Source organism: Nocardioides sp. BP30 (genome assembly GCF_029873215.1).
In the GTDB taxonomy this organism is placed as follows: domain Bacteria; phylum Actinomycetota; class Actinomycetes; order Propionibacteriales; family Nocardioidaceae; genus Nocardioides.
In genome coordinates, this window is sequence record NZ_CP123620.1 from 365,666 (window position 1) to 384,912 (window position 19,247).

General features: G+C 68.9%; 21 protein-coding genes. 11 read left to right on the plus strand and 10 right to left on the minus strand.

What is annotated here, in order from left to right; translation table 11 throughout:
- Positions 1–82 precede the first annotated feature (82 nt).
- Together trxB and trxA are read left to right on the plus strand one after the other, a co-directional pair.
- Entirely contained in the window at positions 83–1,108 is a 1,026-nt protein-coding gene (trxB, locus tag P5P86_RS01640; protein ID WP_280609527.1) for a thioredoxin-disulfide reductase, read from the plus strand.
- 117 nt (positions 1,109–1,225) lie between these two features.
- A complete protein-coding gene (trxA, locus tag P5P86_RS01645; RefSeq protein WP_280609528.1) occupies positions 1,226–1,555 on the plus strand; it encodes a thioredoxin in 330 nt (109 codons plus the stop codon).
- 94 nt (positions 1,556–1,649) lie between these two features.
- Here the strand turns inward: trxA and P5P86_RS01650 are convergent, their stop codons facing one another.
- Complete coding sequence (locus P5P86_RS01650) at positions 1,650–2,306, minus strand: GNAT family N-acetyltransferase (protein ID WP_280609529.1); 657 nt, start codon at positions 2,304–2,306, stop codon at positions 1,650–1,652.
- Positions 2,307–2,389: 83 nt separating this feature from the next.
- Between P5P86_RS01650 and P5P86_RS01655 the strand changes: the two genes are divergently transcribed.
- Complete coding sequence (locus P5P86_RS01655) at positions 2,390–3,706, plus strand: aminotransferase-like domain-containing protein (protein WP_280609530.1); 1,317 nt, start codon at positions 2,390–2,392, stop codon at positions 3,704–3,706.
- Between the two features lie 124 nt (positions 3,707–3,830).
- Here P5P86_RS01655 and P5P86_RS01660 read toward each other — a convergent pair whose 3' ends face one another.
- From P5P86_RS01660 to rpmH, 8 genes are all read right to left on the minus strand, one after another.
- On the minus strand, positions 3,831–4,802 hold the full coding sequence (locus tag P5P86_RS01660; protein WP_280609531.1) for a ParB/RepB/Spo0J family partition protein: 972 nt from the start codon (positions 4,800–4,802) through the stop codon (positions 3,831–3,833).
- Positions 4,803–4,858: 56 nt separating this feature from the next.
- Positions 4,859–5,734 (minus strand): ParA family protein, encoded by an 876-nt coding sequence (locus P5P86_RS01665; RefSeq protein WP_280611302.1) that lies wholly within the window; start codon positions 5,732–5,734, stop codon positions 4,859–4,861.
- 227 nt (positions 5,735–5,961) lie between these two features.
- The gene (rsmG, locus tag P5P86_RS01670) at positions 5,962–6,699 is read right to left on the minus strand and encodes a 16S rRNA (guanine(527)-N(7))-methyltransferase RsmG (RefSeq protein ID WP_280609532.1); all 738 of its coding nucleotides are present in this window, start codon (positions 6,697–6,699) and stop codon (positions 5,962–5,964) included.
- Between the two features lie 4 nt (positions 6,700–6,703).
- Complete coding sequence (locus tag P5P86_RS01675; protein ID WP_280609533.1) at positions 6,704–7,201, minus strand: Jag family protein; 498 nt, start codon at positions 7,199–7,201, stop codon at positions 6,704–6,706.
- A gap of 26 nt (positions 7,202–7,227) precedes the next feature.
- A complete protein-coding gene (gene yidC / locus P5P86_RS01680; RefSeq protein WP_280609535.1) occupies positions 7,228–8,196 on the minus strand; it encodes a membrane protein insertase YidC in 969 nt (322 codons plus the stop codon).
- A gap of 3 nt (positions 8,197–8,199) precedes the next feature.
- The gene (gene yidD, locus P5P86_RS01685) at positions 8,200–8,472 is read right to left on the minus strand and encodes a membrane protein insertion efficiency factor YidD (RefSeq protein ID WP_280609536.1); all 273 of its coding nucleotides are present in this window, start codon (positions 8,470–8,472) and stop codon (positions 8,200–8,202) included.
- On the minus strand, positions 8,469–8,804 hold the full coding sequence (gene rnpA, locus P5P86_RS01690; RefSeq protein ID WP_280609537.1) for a ribonuclease P protein component: 336 nt from the start codon (positions 8,802–8,804) through the stop codon (positions 8,469–8,471). The genes yidD and rnpA overlap by 4 nt, the downstream gene beginning before the upstream one ends.
- A 23-nt stretch (positions 8,805–8,827) precedes the next feature.
- A complete protein-coding gene (gene rpmH, locus P5P86_RS01695; protein WP_091126038.1) occupies positions 8,828–8,965 on the minus strand; it encodes a 50S ribosomal protein L34 in 138 nt (45 codons plus the stop codon).
- A gap of 541 nt (positions 8,966–9,506) precedes the next feature.
- On the opposite strand from rpmH, the gene dnaA reads away from it, so the two are divergent.
- A complete protein-coding gene (gene dnaA / locus P5P86_RS01700; RefSeq protein ID WP_280609538.1) occupies positions 9,507–11,012 on the plus strand; it encodes a chromosomal replication initiator protein DnaA in 1,506 nt (501 codons plus the stop codon).
- Here dnaA and P5P86_RS01705 read toward each other — a convergent pair.
- The gene (locus tag P5P86_RS01705; RefSeq protein ID WP_280609539.1) at positions 11,003–11,455 is read right to left on the minus strand and encodes a MarR family winged helix-turn-helix transcriptional regulator; all 453 of its coding nucleotides are present in this window, start codon (positions 11,453–11,455) and stop codon (positions 11,003–11,005) included. The genes dnaA and P5P86_RS01705 overlap by 10 nt on opposite strands.
- A gap of 52 nt (positions 11,456–11,507) precedes the next feature.
- Between P5P86_RS01705 and P5P86_RS01710 the strand changes: the two genes are divergently transcribed.
- The 7 genes from P5P86_RS01710 to gyrB all read left to right on the plus strand — a co-directional run bounded on the left by P5P86_RS01710 (position 11,508) and on the right by gyrB (position 19,241).
- Entirely contained in the window at positions 11,508–11,927 is a 420-nt protein-coding gene (locus tag P5P86_RS01710; RefSeq protein ID WP_280609540.1) for an organic hydroperoxide resistance protein, read from the plus strand.
- A 460-nt stretch (positions 11,928–12,387) separates the two neighbouring features.
- Entirely contained in the window at positions 12,388–13,527 is a 1,140-nt protein-coding gene (gene dnaN / locus P5P86_RS01715; RefSeq protein ID WP_280609541.1) for a DNA polymerase III subunit beta, read from the plus strand.
- 51 nt (positions 13,528–13,578) lie between these two features.
- Positions 13,579–14,469, plus strand: coding sequence for a phosphogluconate dehydrogenase (NAD(+)-dependent, decarboxylating) (gene gnd, locus P5P86_RS01720; protein ID WP_280609542.1), 891 nt, complete (start codon positions 13,579–13,581; stop codon positions 14,467–14,469).
- Positions 14,470–14,504: 35 nt separating this feature from the next.
- Positions 14,505–15,107: an HAD family hydrolase gene (locus tag P5P86_RS01725; protein WP_280609543.1), complete on the plus strand. Its 603-nt coding sequence runs from the start codon at positions 14,505–14,507 to the stop codon at positions 15,105–15,107.
- Between the two features lie 35 nt (positions 15,108–15,142).
- Entirely contained in the window at positions 15,143–16,303 is a 1,161-nt protein-coding gene (recF, locus tag P5P86_RS01730; protein WP_280609544.1) for a DNA replication/repair protein RecF, read from the plus strand.
- On the plus strand, positions 16,293–16,904 hold the full coding sequence (locus P5P86_RS01735; protein WP_446724915.1) for a DciA family protein: 612 nt from the start codon (positions 16,293–16,295) through the stop codon (positions 16,902–16,904). The genes recF and P5P86_RS01735 overlap by 11 nt, the downstream gene beginning before the upstream one ends.
- Positions 16,905–17,123: 219 nt before the next feature.
- Entirely contained in the window at positions 17,124–19,241 is a 2,118-nt protein-coding gene (gyrB, locus tag P5P86_RS01740) for a DNA topoisomerase (ATP-hydrolyzing) subunit B (RefSeq protein ID WP_280609545.1), read from the plus strand.
- The last annotated feature ends 6 nt before the right edge of the window (positions 19,242–19,247 follow it).

The window sequence follows — 19,247 nt, forward strand, 5'->3', positions numbered from 1 at the left end:
CCGGTGTGCCCGACGTACGGAACGGGAATCTTTCTCGCCTACGATCGGTTCTCGAAGCGTCACCAACCCAGGGAGTCAGTCCATGCCCAGCTCGTCACCGACCGAGCCCCGCAACGTCATCGTCATCGGTTCCGGACCGGCCGGCTACACCGCTGCCGTCTACACCGCGCGCGCCAGCCTCGAGCCGCTCGTCTTCGAGGGTTCGGTGACGGCCGGTGGTGCCCTGATGAACACCACCGACGTGGAGAACTTCCCCGGCTTCCGCGACGGCATCATGGGCCCGGAGCTGATGGACAACATGCGCGCCCAGGCAGAGCGCTTCGGCGCCGAGCTCATCCCGGACGACGTGGTCGAGGTCGACCTGTCCGGCGACGTCAAGGTGGTCAAGACCGCCACCGAGACGCACTACGCGCGCTCGGTGATCCTGGCGATGGGCTCGGGCTACCGCAAGCTGGGCATCGACAAGGAGGATCTGTTCTCCGGCAAGGGCGTCTCCTGGTGCGCCACCTGCGACGGCTTCTTCTTCCGCGAGCAGCACATCGCCGTGGTCGGCGGTGGCGACTCCGCCGTCGAGGAGGCGACCTTCCTGACCCGGTTCGGCTCCAAGGTGTCGCTGATCGTACGGCGCGACGAGCTGCGGGCGTCCAAGATCATGCAGGAGCGTGCGTTCAACGACCCGAAGCTCGAGATCGAGTGGAACTCGGTGATCGAGACGATCAACGGCACCGACCGGCTCGAGTCGCTGACGCTGCGCGACACCGTCACCGGCGAGACCCGCGAGCTGCCCGCGACGGGCCTGTTCATCGCGATCGGGCACGACCCGCGCTCGGAGATCGTCAAGGGCCAGGTCGAGCTCGACAACGACGGCTACGTGCTGACCGCCCGCGCGGCCGGCGGCTCGACGGCGACCAACGTCCCCGGCGTGTTCGCCTGCGGTGACCTCGTCGACCACGTCTACCGGCAGGCCGTCACGGCCGCGGGCTCGGGTTGCTCGGCGGCTCTGGATGCCGAGCGCTACCTCTCCGAGTTCGACCTGAACCTGGCCAGCTCGGGTGCCGAGGCGCAGGCGCGCGCCGACCTCGAGCTCGCCGAGCTCGGCGGCGCCTGAGCCGCTGCGCGGGAGGGTTCCCGGCTCGTGGCAGGCGCTGCACGCCGGGAACAAATCCAGCTCCGCTCCTGTTCTTCCTCTAGCTCCGCTACACATCTCAACGAAGGGTGAGCCCGCATGGCTGACAACATCACCGCCGTGACCGACGCCGAGTTCGACGCCAAGGTCCTCAAGTCCGACAAGCCCGTCCTGGTCGACTTCTGGGCGGAGTGGTGCGGTCCGTGCCGCCAGGTCGCTCCGATCCTCGACGAGATCGCCGGGCAGCACAGCGACAAGGTCACTTTCGTGAAGATGAACGTCGACGAGAACCCGGTGACGCCGTCGAACTACCGCGTCACGGGCATCCCGACGCTCAACGTCTACCAGGGTGGCGAGGTCGTGAAGTCGATCGTCGGCGCCAAGCCGAAGGCAGCGCTCCTCGCGGAGCTCGCGCCCTACCTCGGCTGAGCACCCGGCACTGCCCGCGAGGCCCGCGCTTCGGCGCGGGCCTCGCTGCGTTCGGGGGTCAGCCGCGCAGGTCAGCCGGAACTCCCCGCTCGACCTAGGGATGGTCGGGGCGACGGAAGTGGGTTCCGGCCCGCGGCACGGGACGTGGGTGCGGCTGATGGTGCGGTCGCACCGCACCGAGCAGCTTCTCCAACGCCGCCTCCACCTCGTCGCGCCAGGTCACGGCGGTGCCCAGGTCCATCCGCAGCCGTGGAGCGGTCGGGTGCGCGCGGTGGGTCTTGAAGCCGACCCGGGCCAGGAACTCCGCCGGCGCCGCGCACCTGCTGCCGTGCGAGATCGCGCTCATCGGCCCCACGTCACCGAAGGCCTCGACCGCCTTGACGCCGCCACGCCTGATCAGGTCCCGAGCCATGCCCTGCACGAGCATGCGGCCCAGTCCCCCGCCGGCGTACTGCGGATCGAGCCAGACGGTCGTCAGCAGCACCGCGTCCGGGGAGACCGGCGCCGTCGGGAACGCGTCGGCTCCGGGTGCGTACGCCGCCGGGACATAGACGACGAAGCCGACCGGGCGATCCTCGACCACAGCGACGCGTCCGCACGAGCCCCACTCCCGCAGCACCTCGCTCAGCCAGGCCTCCTTGGCCTGGATCCGCTCCTGCGCCGGCACCCGGTCGCGGCGGACGGGGTCAAGCTCCCAGAACAGGCAGCTGCGGCAGGGCGCGGCCAGATCTGCGAGGCGGTCCAGTGTCAAGGGCAGGATCTTGCGGGACATCTCACTCCGGTCAGGGAAGCGGTGATGCGCGAAGCTGTGACATCCTTCATGCTAGAACGATCATGGACACTACTCCCACAGCGCGCAGCAGCAATCGCCTCGATCCCTACGTCGACCGCTACGCCGCGCGCACGGCAGGGATGACCCAGTCCGAGATCCGCGCGCTCTTCGCCGTGGCCTCCCGCCCGGAGGTCGTCTCGCTCGCCGGCGGCATGCCGAACATCTCCGGCCTCCCGCTGGACGTCGTCGCGGAGGCGATCGACGGCGTCGTCCGTGACCACGGCACCGTCGCCATGCAGTACGGCTCGGGCCAGGGCATCCCCGAGCTGCGCGAGCAGATCACCGACGTGATGCGACTCGAGGGCATCGAGGCCCACCCCGACGACGTCGTGGTCACGGTCGGCTCTCAGCAGGCCGTCGACCTGGTGACCCGCATCTTCTGCGACCCGGGCGACGTGATCATCTGCGAGGCGCCCTCGTACGTCGGCGCTCTGGGCGTCTTCAAGTCCTACCAGTGCGACGTGGTGCACGCCGAGATGGACGCGGAGGGTCTGCGACCCGACGCGTTGCGGGCGGCCATCGCCTCGGTGCGGGCGGCCGGCAAGCGGATCAAGTTCCTCTACACGATCCCGAACTTCCACAACCCGGCCGGAGTGACGCTCTCGGTCGCACGTCGTCGCGAGATCGTCGAGATCTGCGCTGCGGAGAACATCCTGATCCTCGAGGACAATCCGTACGGGCTCCTGGGCTTCGACGAGGATCCGCTGCCGGCGATGCGCTCGATGTCGAACGACAACATCATCTACCTGGGCTCGTTCTCCAAGACGTTCGCTCCGGGCTTCCGGGTGGGATGGGCGCTCGCACCCCACACCGTCCGCGAGAAGCTCGTCCTCGCCCAGGAGAGCGCCACGCTCTGCCCGCCGCAGTTCAGCCAGATGGCGATCTCCGCCTACCTGGCGAACCACGACTGGCAGGGGCAGATCAAGCAGTTCCGCGAGATGTACCGCGAGCGCCGCGACGCGATGGTCAGCGCTCTCGCGGACATGATGCCGGCCGGCTGCCACTGGAACGTTCCCTCGGGTGGCTTCTACGTGTGGCTGACCCTCCCTCCGGGTGTCAACGCGAAGGCGATGCTGCCGCGCGCGGTCACCGCCCGGGTGGCCTACGTGCCCGGCACGGCCTTCTTCGCCGACGGCTTCGGCTCCGCGTCGATGCGTCTCTCCTACTGCTACCCCACGCCGGAGCGCATCCGCGAGGGCGTACGGCGCCTCGCCGGCGTGATCGAGGAGGAGATGGAGCTGCGCCAGACGTTCGGCGCCGTCGATGCCACCGGTCTGCTTCCGTCGAGCGCGGAGTATCCGAGCACCGACACGCAGTAGCCGTCTCCCGCCGCAGGATCGTGCGCGCCGGCCGGGGCTGCGCGTGCCGACCCACTCAGCGAGACGGCTGGCGACGCCCAGCGCGCCGCAATCGACACTCGAATGTCGACATATCTACTTGTCGCTAGATCGCTCTATCGCTTCGATTCCGAGGATCCATGATGTCGACGATCCGGCGCAGATCCTCCACCGTCGCGAACTCGACGGTGATCTTGCCCTTCGCCTGACCCATGTCGACCCGCACGCTGGTCTCGAGCCGGTCGGCCAAGCGGTCGGCGTACTCATTGAGATCGGGGGCGGGATCCTTGAGCCGGGCCGAGCGACGCTTGGACGGGCCGCCGCCGATGTCACGCAGCGCGACGATCTCTTCGAGGCCGCGCACGCTGATCCCCTCCGAGACGACCCGCTGGGCCAGCTCGTCCTGGGTGGCCGCGTCGTCGACGCCCAGGAGCGATCGGGCGTGCCCCGCGGAGAGCACTCCGGCGGCGACCCGGCGCTGTACCGCCGGGGAGAGCCGCAGCAGGCGCAGCGTGTTGCTGATCTGCGGGCGCGAACGGCCGATCCGGGTGGCCAGCTCCTCGTGGGTGCAGCTGAAGTCCTCGAGCAGCTGCTGGTAGGCGGCCGCCTCCTCCAGCGGATTGAGCTGCGACCGGTGCAGGTTCTCCAGGAGGGCGTCCCGGAGCATGTCGGTGTCGTCGGTCTCGCGCACGATCGCGGGGATCGTCACCAGGCCGGCGCGCTGACTGGCGCGCCAGCGACGCTCACCCATGACGAGCTCGTACTCCTCCTCCCCCGCGCGACGCACCACGATCGGCTGCAGGAGGCCGACCTCCCTGACCGAGTGCACGAGCTCGTCCATCGCCTCCTCGTCGAAGACCTGGCGAGGCTGCGCATGGTTCGGCCGGATCGAGGTGAGCGGAAGCTCGGCGAAGTAGGCGCCCTCGACGGGCCGAAGACCCGAATCTTCGATCTGAGAGCCTCGTAGGCCCCCGGCGGCCCCCAGGTACGCCGCGTCGCCGTTCGTCGCTCCTGAGGCGAAGTCCGCATCCCGGACGTCGGAGTTGCGCTGGCCCGCGTCCGCTTCCTCGCTCGGCATGGTCGGTATCAGCGAGCCGAGACCCCGGCCCAGTCCTCGCCTCGGCGCCGGCTTGCTCACGCCTCCATCCCCTTTCGAGCGATCTCTCGAGCCGCCTCGAGGTAACTGAGCGCCCCCGGAGATCCCGGGTCGTAGGTCATCACCGTCTGGCCGTACGACGGCGCCTCCGAGACCCGCACCGAGCGAGGGATGTAGGTGCGCAGCACCTGATCACCGAAGTGTCCGCGGACCTCCTCGGCGACTCCGGCGGCAAGCCGGGTGCGGGCGTCGTACATCGTGATCAGGATCGTCGAGACGGCGAGTTCGGGATTGAGGTGGGCCCGCACCATGTCCACTGTCTTCAGCAGCTGTCCGAGGCCCTCGAGGGCGTAGTACTCCGCCTGGATCGGAATCAGCAGCTCGGCACCGGCGACCAGAGCGTTCAGCGTCAGGAGTCCGAGTGAGGGGGGACAGTCGACGAGCACGTAGTCCCAGCGGTCCTCCCCCAGGGAGACGTCTCCGACCCGGCCGCTCGCCAAGAGAGCCTTCTTGAGCCGTCCCTCCCGGGCGACCACGCTCACCAGCTCGATCTCGGCTCCGGCCAGATCGATGGTCGCCGGCACGACCTCGAGGAGCGGGACCTCGGGGCACTGACGCACCACCTCGTTCAGCGCGGTGTCGTCGACCAGGAGCTCATAGGTCCCCGGCGTTCCCTGGAAGTGCTCCACCGAGAGCGCCGTCGAGGCGTTCCCCTGCGGGTCGAGGTCCACGACAAGGACGCGCTGACCCAGCTGCGCCAGGCCGGCAGCAAGGTTCACCGTGGAGGTGGTCTTGCCGACGCCGCCCTTCTGGTTCGCGACCACCATCACGCGGGTAGCCGAAGGCCTCGGCATGGGCGGACGCACCTGCGACTGCTGGCGTGCCAACAAGGTGTTCTCAGTGGCGCGTGCCAGCGGCGTCTCGTCGTCAGCGATCACCTGAGCGAAGTCGGCCAGGTCCGCGGCTGTGCGGACCTTGAAGGGGGAGCTGGCTGTTTCACGTGAAACATCGCCATCCGCGGCCTGTGGATTACCGGCACCGTTCTGTGGATATTCACGCTCAGCCGCACCCTTCGGACCGGTGGAAAACTCCGGGGAGGCGCCTGCCGAGCGGGCTGCGCCCTGGTCCGTCCGACCGTCGGTCACGTGTTCTTCCTTCGCTTCGATCGAGCACTCCTGACACCGGTGCGACCTCGGGCCGCTGCGGTCGCAGACGGCAAAGATACAGTCGTCGGATCGGCCCAGGCCACTCGCAGGGCGATCGTCGTGGCCTCGAGCAGTCCCTCACCAAGCACGTGCACCGTCGGATCCGCACATCCCATCCGAGCGAGAACCGACCGCGCAGACGTCACCTCCTCGCCGACCGACGATCCCTTCATCGCGACCAGCGCCCCGTGCGCGTCGACCAGCGGCATCGACCACTCCAGCAGCCGGTCCAGTGGCGCCACCGCTCGTGAGGTGACGACGTCGAAGCGTCGTCTCCCATGCAACGCGTCGGCCCGTCCGCGCACCACCTCGACGTTCGAGAGCGACAGCGCGGCGACGACCTCGGACAGGAACGTCGTACGGCGGAGCAGCGGCTCCACCAACGTGAGATGCAGATCGGGGCGGCGGATCGCGAGCACGATCCCGGGGAGGCCCGCCCCTGAGCCGATGTCCACGACCGTCGAGGCGTGGGGGAGGAGGTCCGCCAGCACCGCACTGTTCAGCAGGTGGCGATCCCACAGCCGGGGCGCCTCCCGTGGGCCGATGAGACCGCGCTCGACGCCCGCGGTCGCGAGCAGGGTGGCATAGGACTCCGCGAGCGGGAGCCGGTCGATATGAAACACCCTCCGTGCCACCGCGGGCACGGAGGGTGTTTCACGTGAAACGTCGCTCATCGGATCAAGCCGGCAGCACCACGACGTACCGTCGCGGTTCGACGCCCTCCGACTCAGAGCTCAGGCCCGCGGAAGCGACGGCGTCGTGGACGACCTTCCGCTCGAAGGGGGACATCGGCTTCAGCGAGACCGACTCGCCCGACTCACGGACCTTCGCCACCGTGTCCGCCGCCAGCGCCATCAGGGTGGACCGGCGGTCCGCCCGGAAGCCCGAGATGTCCAACATCAGCCGCGACCGCTCGCCGGTGTCGCGATATACGGCGAGCCTGGTCAGCTCCTGGAGCGCATCGAGCACCTCGCCGTGCTGCCCGACCAGCTGCGCCAGGTCGGCGCCGACGATCGAGACAGCGGCGCGGTCCCCTTCGACATCCATATCGAGATCGCCGTCCAGGTCGGCGATGTCCAGCAGCTCCTCGAGGTAGTCCGCGGCGATGTCGCCCTCACGCTCGAGCTGCTTGATCCGGTCGGCCTCGGTCGAGGCCACCTTGGTCTCCTCAGTCACTCCATGATCCCTTCTCGGGGGGTCGGTCAGCGCTTGCCCTTGCGCTGGCTACGGGTCTGCTTCTTCGGCTGCGCGCGCGCCGCCGGTCGCTCGGTGACCTCCGGGCCGGCCTCCGGGCGCGCCTCGACGGTGTCGACGGCAGCGACAGTGCCGCCGTGCCGGGCGGCCTTGCGTGCGGCCTTCTCACGGTCGCGCTCCTGCTTGGCCTTCTCCGCCGGGGTGCCGGGGGCCGGGCTGTTGCGGATGACGTAGAACTGCTGGCCCATCGTCCACAGGTTCGACGTGGTCCAGTAGAGCATCGCCGCGATCGGGAAGGCGATGCCGGAGATCGCGAACACGAAGGGGAGGACGTAGAGCAGCATCTTCTGCTGCTGGGCGTACTGACCCTGCATCGCGTCGGCCGGCATGTTCTTGGCCATCAGCTGACGCTGGGTGAGGAACGTCGTGACACACATGGCCACGACCAGCACAGCCGCCAGAATCTTGACCGAGGTGTCGTCGGTGCCGTTGAACGTGTCCGCCAGCCGCGCGCCGAAGATCCTGGCGTTGCTGAAGTGCTGGACGTCGTCACTGGACAGGAACCCACGAGCCGTCCCATGCGCAGCCGAGTTCACCAGCCGGAACAGGCAGAGGAAGATCGGCATCTGGATCAGCAACGGCAGGCACGACGCGAACGGATTCGTGCCCGTGTCCTTGTAGAGCTTCATCGTCTCCTGGGCGAGACGCTCCCGGTCGTGGCCGTACTTCTTCTGCAGCTCCTTGACCTTCGGCTGGATGAGCTGCATGTTGCGGCTGGACTTGATCTGCTTGACGAACAGCGGGATCAGCAGCGCGCGGATCGTCACCGTCAGACCCACGATCGCGAGCACCCAGGACCAGCCGTTGCTGGGGGAGAGCACGAGCGTGGCCAGCTTGTGCCAGAACAGCAGAATGCCGGAGATGGCGTAGTACAGCGGCGTGGCGATCCAGCCGAACAGCTGGCCGATAGCTCCCACGGGTCAGGCTCCTTGCATCGGGTTGCCCGCGCTGGTGCGGGACGAAGAAGAGGGGACGCGCCGGCGCGCCGGCACCGGGTCGTAGCCGCCGGCCGCCCACGGATGGCACCGGCCGAGCCGTCGCGCCGCCAGCCAGGAGCCGCGCGCTGCACCGTGCGTCTGCACCGCCTCGAGCGCGTAGGCAGAGCACGAGGGGTGATAGCGGCAGACCTGCCCGTACAGCGGGCTGATGAGCATGCGGTAGAGGCGCAGCACCCCGATGAGAACGAACTTCACGACAACACCCGCTGCAGACAACGCTCCAGGTCGGCGCGCAGTTCCTCGTACGACGCGGCCGCCGCACCAGGTTGGGCCCGTACGACGAGCACAGCAGCGCCCGGGAGCGCCCCTAGGGACTCCCGGGCGAGATGCCGGAGACGACGCTTCACGCGGTTGCGGACCACCGCAGGACCTACTGCCTTGCTGACCACGAAACCGACACGAGCCGGATCCGACCCCTCGCCGCGCCACAAGTGGACGACCAGACGGGGCGATCCGGCTCGGCGCCCCTGACGCACTGCGACCCGGAACGAGTCCGGGTCGGTCAGGCGGTGTGCCGGGGCGAGCACGGCGTGGACAGCCGGCCGAGGTCTCAGACGGCGAGGTCCTTGCGGCCCTTGCGGCGGCGCGCCGACAGGATGGCACGGCCGGCGCGGGTCCGCATGCGCAGGCGGAAACCGTGCGTCTTCGCGCGACGACGGTTGTTTGGCTGGTACGTACGCTTGCTCACGAGCTCAATCTCTTTCGGTAATGGTTCCGCTGGTTGGGATCCGACGCTGTATCGCCCCGGCCAGTCTCCTGGTGCCATGGTGTGCATCGGCTGACACCGGACGTCCACGAGAACCGCTGGATGATCGTGGACATGCGGCGCCCGGCGTGGTCCGTGACTGTTCGAGCGACCTGCCAACGGTACGCGCTGGCGAGAAGCAGGGTCAAACCCGCGCGATCTCCGTCGCGGGCCTTCTTGACCAGCCTGCCAGATGCCTGTGGATGACGGGTTGCCCCTGGGTCGCCCGCAGGGTTACGTTCGGCGCCTACCGAGGTTCCCTGCCACCGCGTGGAGGTTCCGTCACGGAGAGTCTGATGCCGAGGACGAAATCCCTCGATCACCTCTCTGACCTGCCGAAACAGGTATATGGACGGCTCGCGCGATGTGTCTCGGTGGGCTCTTTCCACAGGATCAGCCGAAGGTTCACAGCTTGTGGATAGAGCTGTGAATTGATGACAGCAGCACCTGAGACGACAGCCCCGACAGGGAAGGCAGACAGACCGTGGAGACGCCCCCGGAAAGCGGCCAGCAGGATCAGCTCGGGCAGGCCTGGCAGAGCGTCGTGGCCGATCTCCAGCCTCATCAGCGCGCCTGGCTGACGGCCTGTCAGCCCGAGGCCCTGCACGGCACCACGGTGCTCGTCGGCGTACCCAACGACTTCACCCGCAACCAGCTCGAGGGACGGCTGCGCGCCGAGCTGGAGGATGCGCTGAGCACCCGGTTCGGCCAGGAGATGCGGATCGCGGCGATCGTGAAGCCGGAGCTGGAGGATCGTCCGCTCCAGCAGAGCCCGGCGAGCGCCGCGGTCGAAGCGCCCGTTGCTCCGTCGATACATGCACAAGTCGATTTGTCGACAACGCGGTTCGACGACCCTGCCGCCGGCTCCGCTCAGGCGGCAACCGCCTCCCCGCCCGGCTTCTCGATGCCTGCGCTGCGCCACGTGACCAGCGAGCCGGAGCGCGCCAGCTCCGAGAGCAGGCTGAATCCGAAGTACACCTTCGAGACGTTCGTGATCGGCTCCTCCAACCGCTTCCCGCACGCTGCAGCGGTAGCCGTCGCCGAGGCGCCGGGCCGGGCCTACAACCCGCTCCTGGTCTACGGTGAGTCAGGCTTGGGCAAGACGCACCTGCTGCATGCGATCGGTCACTACGTGCGCAGCCTCTACAACGGTGCGAAGGTCCGTTACGTCAGCTCGGAGGAGTTCACCAACGAGTTCATCAACGCGATCCGTGACGACCGGCAGGACCGCTTCAAGCGCAAGTACCGCGACATCGACGTGCTGCTGATCGACGACATCCAGTTCCTGGAGGGCAAGACCCAGACCCAGGAGGAGTTCTTCCACACGTTCAACACGCTGCACAACGCCAACAAGCAGATCGTCCTCACCTCCGACCGCGCCCCCAAGCGGCTCGAGGCGCTCGAGGACCGGCTCCGCAACCGGTTCGAGTGGGGCCTGATCACCGACGTGCAGCCGCCGGACGTCGAGACCCGGATCGCGATCCTGCGCAAGAAGGCGGCCATGGAGCGGCTCAAGGCGCCCGCCGACGTCCTGGAGTTCATCGCCACGAAGATCCAGACGAACATCCGCGAGCTCGAGGGCGCGCTGATCCGGGTGACCGCCTTCGCGAACCTCAACCGCCAGGAGGTCGACATGACGCTGGCCGAGATCGTGCTCAAGGACCTCATCCCCGAGGGCGGGGAGCCCGAGATCACCGCCGGCCTGATCATCGCTCAGACGGCGGCGTACTTCGGGCTGAGCATCGATGAGCTCACCGGTCCCTCGCGCGGGCGCCACCTGGTGATGGCCCGCCAGATCGCGATGTACCTGTGCCGTGAGCTCACCGATCTGTCGCTGCCGAAGATCGGCCAGCAGTTCGGCGGCCGTGACCACACCACCGTCATGTACGCCGAGCGCAAGATCAATCAGCTCCTCGCGGAGCGGAGGTCGGTCTTCAACCAGGTCTCGGAGCTGACCAACCGCGTCAAGATGCAGGCCCGTCAGGGCTGAGACGCCAGATAGCCCTCGACGTTGTCGAGCAGACCGTAGAGCCGATCGGACAGCTCGCGGGCCTGCGCCGGCGTCATGCCCAGCGCCGGCCCGAGCGCGAGCGGGACACCGGCTGCCCGCTCCTCGAGCGCTCGACCGGCCGCGCTCAGCTCCACCAGCACCCGACGCTCGTCCTCCGGGTCGCGTCGACGCAGCACGAGACCCGCCGACTCCAGCCGCTTGAGCAGGGGACTGAGGGTGCCGGAGTCCAGCCGTAGGGCCTGGCCGAGGTCACCCACGGCGACCGGCTCGGAGCGCTCCCAGAGCACCAGCAGCACGAGGTACTGCGGATAGGTCAGGTCCAGCTCCGCCAGGAGCAGCCCGTAGACCCGCGTGACGGCACGCCCCGCGGCGTACAGCGGGAAGCAGAGCTGCTGGTCGAGACGGAGCTGCGGGTAGGACATGCCTTGATCCTACCTCTTGCGCTATTCGGTTGCGCGCAATACAGTTGCAGACATGACAACTGCTCTCTACACCGCTTCGGCGGCAGCGACAGGTGACGGGCGCAACGGCCACGTCCAGACGACCGACGGTCAGCTCGACCTCGACGTGCGCGTTCCCAAGGAGATGGGTGGCGCCGGCGGCGCCACCAACCCCGAGCAGCTCTTCGCCGCCGGCTACGCCGCCTGCTTCCACTCCGCGCTGAAGGTCGTGGCGGGGCGGGCCAAGGCCGACGCCACCGACACCGAGGTGGTTGCCGACGTCTCGATCCTGCCCAACGACGAGGGCGGCTTCGTCCTCGCCGTGCAGCTGGAGGTCACGGTCCCCAACGTCGACCAGGACACCGCGCGCGAGCTCGTCGAGCAGGCACACCAGGTCTGCCCCTACTCCAACGCCACCCGCGGCAACATCGAGGTCACCCTCACCGTCGTCTGAGCGTCGCCCCCAGACGTTGCCGCACGATCAGCGCGCGGCAACATTCGTGCCGGCCCGGTCCCACTGCCCCCTGTGGAGAGACCGGGCCGGCACCCTTGAATTACACAGTGGTGAGATGCGCGGGCACCGCGGTGTCCTCCAGCAGAACCTGTCATGCCCCACAGGCAGCGTCGCAACTCCCCAGGTGGCTCCACACCCCCTGTGCACGACGATCGCTCCGTGCGACCTGCACGAACGCACTCCATCCACAGTTTCCACCGACGCTATTACTCACTCGGAACCACATCCATATCGATCGACCGCCGAACCTCTCCCGGCCCCCGACCTGTGGATCACGACCTCCTCGCCGAGCACCGCACCGACCTCGGCGTACGTCGCAGACCGCCCGGCACTGCCGCACCTCGACCCGACGTGGCAGGATGCAGATCCCAGAAAGCCAACTCTTGAGGACAGGTCCGAAGTGAAGTTCCGCGTCGACCGCGACGTGTTCGCGGATGCCGTCGCCTGGGCTGCCCGCAGCCTTCCGGTCCGGCCCAGCACCCCCGTCCTGTCCGGGCTCCTCATCGAGGCTGGTCACGAGGGCCTGGTGCTCTCCACGTTCGACTACGAGACCTCCGCTCGTGCGACGCTGAGTGCCGAGGTCGCCGACGAGGGCAAGGCGCTGGTCAGCGGTCGCCTCCTCGCCGACATCTGTCGCAGCCTCCCGGCCAAGCCGGTCGAGATGGTGATCGACGGTGCCCGGGTCTCCCTGACCTGCGGGTCGGCACGGTTCAGCCTGCAGACCATGCCGGTCGAGGACTACCCGACCCTGCCCGACATGCCCACCGCCACCGGCACCGTCGACAGCGGGGAGTTCGCCCACGCGGTGGCACAGGCCGTCACCGCTGCCGGCAAGGACGACATGCTGCCCGTGCTCACCGGCGTACGGCTTGAGATCGAGGGCTCCACCATCTCGCTGCTCGCCACCGACCGCTTCCGGCTCTCGCTGCGCGAGCTGCAGTGGAATCCCCGTACGCCCGACGAGACCGTCGCGGCGCTCGTGCCCGCGAAGGTCCTCGCCGACACGGCCAAGTCGCTGACCAGCGGCTCGGAGGTCACCATCGCCCTCTCCTCCGGCGGTGCGGGCGAGGGCATCATCGGATTCGAGGGCGCGGCCGCCGGCGGCATCCGGCGTACGACGACCCGCCTGCTGGACGGGGAGTTCCCGAAGGTCCGCAGCCTGTTCCCCAACGAGCACCTCACCACCGCCCTGGTCGACAAGGGCTCGCTGATCGAGTCCGTCAAGCGCGTGGCCCTCGTCGCCGAGCGCAACACCGCCGTCCAGATGCAGTTCAACGACGGCGTGATCACCCTCGACGCCGGTTCCGGTGACGAGGCCCAGGCCTCGGAGTCGATCGAGGCGAGCGTCGACGGCGACGAGCTCACCACCGGCTTCAACCCGCAGTTCCTGCTCGACGGCCTCGGAGCCATCGACGAGTCGGTGGTCGAGCTGGCCTTCACCCAGGCCTCGAAGCCGGTCGTGATCAGCGGGCAGCCGGCTGAGGACGCCGCGGACCCGGGATTCCGTTACCTGCTGATGCCGAGGCGTTTGCTTTCCTGACCTGCTTTGCTGGGTTGGGAACGTCGCTGTTTTCTGGAGAGGATCTGTCGCATGGACATCGGACTGGTTGGACTGGGCAAGATGGGTGGCAACATGCGCACGCGGCTGCGCAACGCCGGCCACACCGTCGTCGGCTACGACCGCAACCAGGAGATCTCGGACGCGGGCTCCCTGGCCGAGATGGTCGAGAAGCTGCCCTCGCCCAAGGTGGTGTGGGTGATGGTCCCCGCCGGTGAGCCGACGAGGTCCACGATCGCGGAGCTCAAGGAGCTGCTCAGCGAGGGCGACCTGGTCGTCGACGGTGGCAACTCCAAGTACACCGACGACGCCCTCAACGCCGCCTCGCTCGCCGAGAAGGGCATCGGCTTCGTCGACTGCGGTGTCTCCGGCGGCGTCTGGGGGCTGAGCAACGGCTACGCACTCATGTACGGCGGGAAGGCGGAGGACGCCGCCAAGGTGATGCCGGCGTTCGAGGCGCTCAAGCCCGAGCACACCGAGGACGGCCTGGTCCACTGTGGCGAGACGCCGGGTGCCGGGCACTTCTCCAAGATGGTCCACAACGGCATCGAGTACGCGATGATGCAGGCGTACGCCGAGGGCTGGGAGCTGCTCGACAAGGTCGACATCGTCGACAACGTGCCCGAGATCTTCGCCTCCTGGCGCACCGGCACCGTGGTGCGCTCCTGGCTGCTCGACCTGCTCGTCGACCAGATCCGCGCCGACGAGCACCTCGAGAAGATCCGCGGCTACGCCGAGGACAGCGGCGAGGGCCGGTGGACGGTCGAGGCGGCGATCGACAACGCCGTACCGATGCCTGCGATCTCGGCGTCGCTCTTCGCCCGCTTCGTCTCGCGTCAGGACGACAGCCCGGCGATGAAGGCGATCGCGGCGATGCGCAACGGCTTCGGTGGCCACGCGGTGATCTCGGAGTCGGAGGCCTGAGCGCGCCAGCACCCGGTCGGGGTCCGATCCGGCACGTGCTGTTCGACGCCGACGGCGTCCTGCAGCACCGGCCGGGCGGCTGGGAGACGGCGTTCGAGGAGTGGCTCGGCGTCCGGGCGCAGGACTTCCTGCACGAGATGTTCGTCGCGGAGAAGCCGGCGATGAGCGACCAGCGCGACGCCGTCGAGATCCTCGCCGAGGTCCTCCAGCGCTGGGGGATCGACGCGCCCGCCGAGGAGGTCTTCGCCGCGGTGTGGCTGCGGATCGAGCCCGACCCGGCGAGCCTGGCACTCGTACGCCGGTTGCGCCGTGCCGGCTACGGCGTCCATCTCGGGACCAACCAGAGCCGACGCCGAGCCGCCTACATGCGCACCGAGGTCGGCTACGACGAGCTGTTCGACGTCTCGTGCTACTCCGCCGAGCTCCGGCTCGCCAAGCCGGACCCGGGCTACTTCACCAGGGCTGCGGAGCTCATCGCCGCGCCCGCGGCCGAGGTGCTGTTCATCGACGACCTCGCGGAGAACGTGGCGGGCGCCCGCGAGGCAGGCATGGCGGCGATCCACTGGCACCTGCGCGAGGGCCACGACCTGCTGGAGAAGCAGTTGGCCGAGCGCGGCGTCGTACCTGCCGGGACATAGCATGCTGCACAACGTCGAGGACGAGGAGGAAGCCGGTGTTCGTCTCCCACCTCTCCCTGCACGACTTCCGCTCCTACTCCAGCGCCGAGGTCCCGCTCGACGCCGGCGTGACGGCCTTCGTCGGGCGTAACGGTCAGGGCAAGACCAACCTCATCGAGGCGATCGACTACCTCTCGCGCCTGCAGTCCCACCGGGTGGCCGGAGACGCGCCGCTGGTGCGTGCGGGTGCCGACCAGGCGGTGATCCGTGCCGCGGTGGTCCGCGACGGTCGCACCGCCACGCTCGAGGTGGAGATCAACCCCGGCCGGGCGAACAAGGCGCGGATCAACCGCTCGCCGCTGCAGCGCACCCGCGAGCTGGTCGGGCTGGTGCGCACCGTCGTGTTCGCCCCGGACGATCTGGCCCTGGTCAAGGGCGACCCGTCCGAGCGCCGACGCTTCCTCGACGACCTGATGGTGCTGCGCTCGCCCCGGTTCGCCGGGGTGCGCGCCGACTACGACCGGGTGCTCAAGCAGCGCAACTCGCTGCTCAAGTCGGCCCGCACGGGCGGTCGAGGCAACCAGGAGCACGTCCTGTCCACGCTGGCCGTCTGGGACGAGCACCTGACCCGTATCGGCGCGGAGATCCTGGCCGAGCGGCTGGCGTTGGTCGACGCCCTGCGGCCGTACGTCGGCAAGGCCTACGAGACGGTCGCCCGCGGCGCCACCCGCGAGGATGCGCAGATCTCCTACCGCCCCAGCTTCGAACTGGTCGACGAGCAGGGCCTGCGACCCTCCACCGCTCCGGCGCTGGAGAAGGCGCTGACGACCGAGCTCGCGCGGCGGCAGAAGGACGAACTCGACCGCGGTGTCTCGCTCGTCGGCCCGCACCGCGACGACCTCGTCTGCACCCTCGGTCACTCCGGCGGCGAGCCGCTGCCGGTGCGGGGATACGCCAGCCACGGCGAGTCGTGGTCGTTCGCGCTCGCGCTCCGGCTGGCCTCCTACGACCTGCTGCGTGCCGACGGCGACGACCCGATCCTGGTGCTCGACGACGTCTTCGCCGAGCTCGACGCCGACCGGCGCGAGCAGCTCGCCGAGCTGGTCGCCGGCGCCGAGCAGGTGCTGGTCACGGCGGCCGTGGCCGAGGACGTACCCCGGGCGCTGCAGGGCGCCCGGTACCGGGTCGCGGCCGGGCAGGTGACCCGTGAGCAGTGACGAGAGGCCCGCTGCCGAAGGCCCCGGCGCCGAGCCGGACGCGGGTCCCGGCGCCGAGCCTGTCGGGACGCCGCGCGACGAGCGCGCTGACCAGGAGGGCGAGCACGACCCCGACGGCCTGGATCTGGCACGGGCACTCACCCGGGCGGTGGCCCGGATCGGCGGTACGCCGGCCAAGCGGCGTTCGGCCCGTGCTCGGCGTACGAACGAGAAGGGCCGGGTCTCCGGAGCCCATCCCGACGAGCGCGACCCGCAGACCCTCGACGCAACCCTGCGCCGCCTGGTGGGCGACCACGGCTGGGACCTGTCGCTGCGCGTGCACGGCGTGTTCGGCCGCTGGGCGCAGATCGTGGGCGAGGAGATCGCCCAGCACTGCGAGCCGGAGTCGTTCGCCGACGGCAAGCTGGTCGTCCGCACCGACTCCACCGCCTGGGCTACCCAACTGCGGCTGCTCGCGCCGACGCTGGTGCGGCGCCTCAACGAGGAGCTCGGGCACGGCACGGTGACGGTGATCGAGGTGCTGGGGCCTCATGTCCCGACGTGGAAGAAGGGCCGGCGATCGGTCCGCGGCGGGCGCGGTCCGCGCGACACCTACGGGTGAGTCCCCGAGGGGAGCCGCAAGTGCTGTTCTGCGTTCCTGCGGTCCCTTCGGACGTATAGGGCCTCAGCCGATGCCCCGTGAGAGCCCCCAAAGCGGCGTAAAACGTCCCACAGAGGCGTTTTCCACCGGCTGTCGGCAAGTCTCCACAGGCACTTCGTGCCTGGAAGGCCTCTGGCGGGTAGACTGAGCCCCGGGTCGACCTCTGCGTCGACCCGCTGCATGCCCCGCACCGACTTCCCAGAGGTGACCGTGTCCACTGAGCCCGCCGCAAGCGCAGCGACGCCCGCCCCCACACCGCCTAACGGAGTCGAGTACGACGCCTCCGCGATCCAGGTGCTTGAGGGACTCGAGGCGGTGCGCAAGCGCCCCGGCATGTACATCGGATCCACCGGTGAGCGCGGCCTGCACCACCTGATCTGGGAGATCGTCGACAACTCGGTCGACGAGGCGCTCGCCGGCTACTGCGACACGATCAAGGTGACGCTGAACGCCGACAACTCGATCAGCGTCGCCGACAACGGTCGCGGCATCCCGACCGACACCGCACCCGGCCAGGAGATCCCGGCCGCGACGCTGGCCCTGACCGTGCTGCACGCGGGTGGCAAGTTCGGCGGCGGGGGCTACAAGGTCTCCGGCGGTCTGCACGGCGTGGGCTCCTCGGTCGTCAACGCGCTCTCCACGTGGCTCAAGCTCGAGATCAAGAACCGCGGCTACCTGTGGGAGCAGGAGTTCGACCTCGGGGTGCCGCGCTACGACCTGCGGCAGGTGCGACCGCTCGAGGAGGGCGAGAGCACCGGCACGACAGTGACGTGGTCGGCCTCCCCGGAGATCTTCGAGACCACCGACTACAGCCTCGAGACGATCTCGACCCGGTTCCGCGAGCGAGCCTTCCTCAACAAGGGCCTGCGCATCGAGCTGCGCGACAAGCGGCCGAAGGCCGAGGAGATCGCCGCCGCCGTCGAGAGCGAGAGCCTCGACGACGAGCTCGAGGAGAGCGGTGCGGATGCTATCCACGCCGACGGCGCGGGCCTCGAGCAGGTCTTCTACTACGAGCGCGGTCTGGTCGACTACGTCGACCACATCAACAAGCGGCGCACGACCGTCTCGCCGATCATCGCCTTCGAGGCCGAGACCGGCCCGGACGCCAACAACGCGATGAGCCTCGAGCTGGCCATGCAGTGGACGACGTCGTACAACGAGTCGGTCCACACCTTCGCCAACCTCATCAACACCCCCGAAGGCGGTACGCACGAGGAGGGTTTCCGGGCGGCGCTCACCTCGCTGATGAACCGCTGGGGCGAGGAGTGGGGCCTGGTGAAGAAGAAGGAGGACAGGCTCACCGGCGACGACATCCGCGAGGGCCTGACCGCCATCATCAGCCTCAAGATCAGCGAGCCGCAGTTCGAGGGCCAGACCAAGGCCAAGCTCGGCAACACCGAGGCCAAGGGCTTCACCCAGTCGGTCGTCAACGACCAGCTCGGCGCCTGGCTGGAGCAGAACCCGAACGACGGCAAGGAGATCATCCGCAAGGCGCAGGCCGCGGCGACCGCGCGGATCGCGGCCCGCAAGGCGCGCGACCTGGCCCGCACCCGCAAGGGTGTGCTCGGTGGCGGCGGGCTGCCGGGCAAGCTGCGCGACTGCAGCTCGCGCAACCCCGAGGAGTGCGAGGTCTTCATCGTCGAGGGAGACTCGGCCGGCGGCTCCGCGGTGATGGGCCGGGACAACCGCATCCAGGCGATCCTCCCGATCCGCGGCAAGATCCTCAACGTCGAGAAGGCGCGCATCGACAAGGTCCTGGCCAACCAGGAGGTGCAGGCGATCATCTCCGCCCTCGGCACCGGCGTGCACGACGAGTTCGACATCGCGAAGCTGCGCTACCACAAGATCGTGCTGATGGCCGACGCCGACGTCGACGGTCACCACATCAACACCCTGCTGCTGACCCTCCTCTTCCGGTTCATGAAGCCGCTGATCGAGGCCGGTCACGTCTTCCTCGCCCAGCCGCCGCTCTACCGGATCAAGTGGAACAAGCCGCACGAGCACGAGTACGTCTTCTCCGACGCCGAGCGCGACGCGGTCCTGGCCGATGGCCAGGCGCAGGGCAAGAAGCTGCCGCGCGAGGCGCCGATCCAGCGGTACAAGGGCCTCGGCGAGATGAACGCCGACGAGCTCTGGGAGACGACCCTCGACCCCGACCAGCGCGTGCTGCTGCAGGTCACCCTCGAGGACGCCGCCCAGGCCGACGAGATCTTCTCGATCCTGATGGGCGAGGACGTCGATCTCCGCCGTTCCTTCATCCAGCGCAACGCCAAAGACGTCCGCTTCCTCGACATCTGAGCCGGT

What these genes read in the sequence shown, in the direction of transcription:
- trxB (WP_280609527.1), top strand. Translation starts at nt 83, where the DNA reads ATGCCCAGCTCGTCACCGACCGAGCCCCGCAACGTCATCGTCATCGGT.
- trxA (WP_280609528.1), top strand. Translation starts at nt 1,226, where the DNA reads ATGGCTGACAACATCACCGCCGTGACCGACGCCGAGTTCGACGCCAAG.
- P5P86_RS01655 (WP_280609530.1), top strand. Translation starts at nt 2,390, where the DNA reads ATGGACACTACTCCCACAGCGCGCAGCAGCAATCGCCTCGATCCCTAC.
- P5P86_RS01660 (WP_280609531.1), bottom strand. Translation starts at nt 4,802, where the DNA reads ATGCCGAGCGAGGAAGCGGACGCGGGCCAGCGCAACTCCGACGTCCGG.
- rsmG (WP_280609532.1), bottom strand. Translation starts at nt 6,699, where the DNA reads ATGAGCGACGTTTCACGTGAAACACCCTCCGTGCCCGCGGTGGCACGG.
- P5P86_RS01705 (WP_280609539.1), bottom strand. Translation starts at nt 11,455, where the DNA reads ATGTCCTACCCGCAGCTCCGTCTCGACCAGCAGCTCTGCTTCCCGCTG.
- P5P86_RS01710 (WP_280609540.1), top strand. Translation starts at nt 11,508, where the DNA reads ATGACAACTGCTCTCTACACCGCTTCGGCGGCAGCGACAGGTGACGGG.
- gnd (WP_280609542.1), top strand. Translation starts at nt 13,579, where the DNA reads ATGGACATCGGACTGGTTGGACTGGGCAAGATGGGTGGCAACATGCGC.
- gyrB (WP_280609545.1), top strand. Translation starts at nt 17,124, where the DNA reads ATGCCCCGCACCGACTTCCCAGAGGTGACCGTGTCCACTGAGCCCGCC.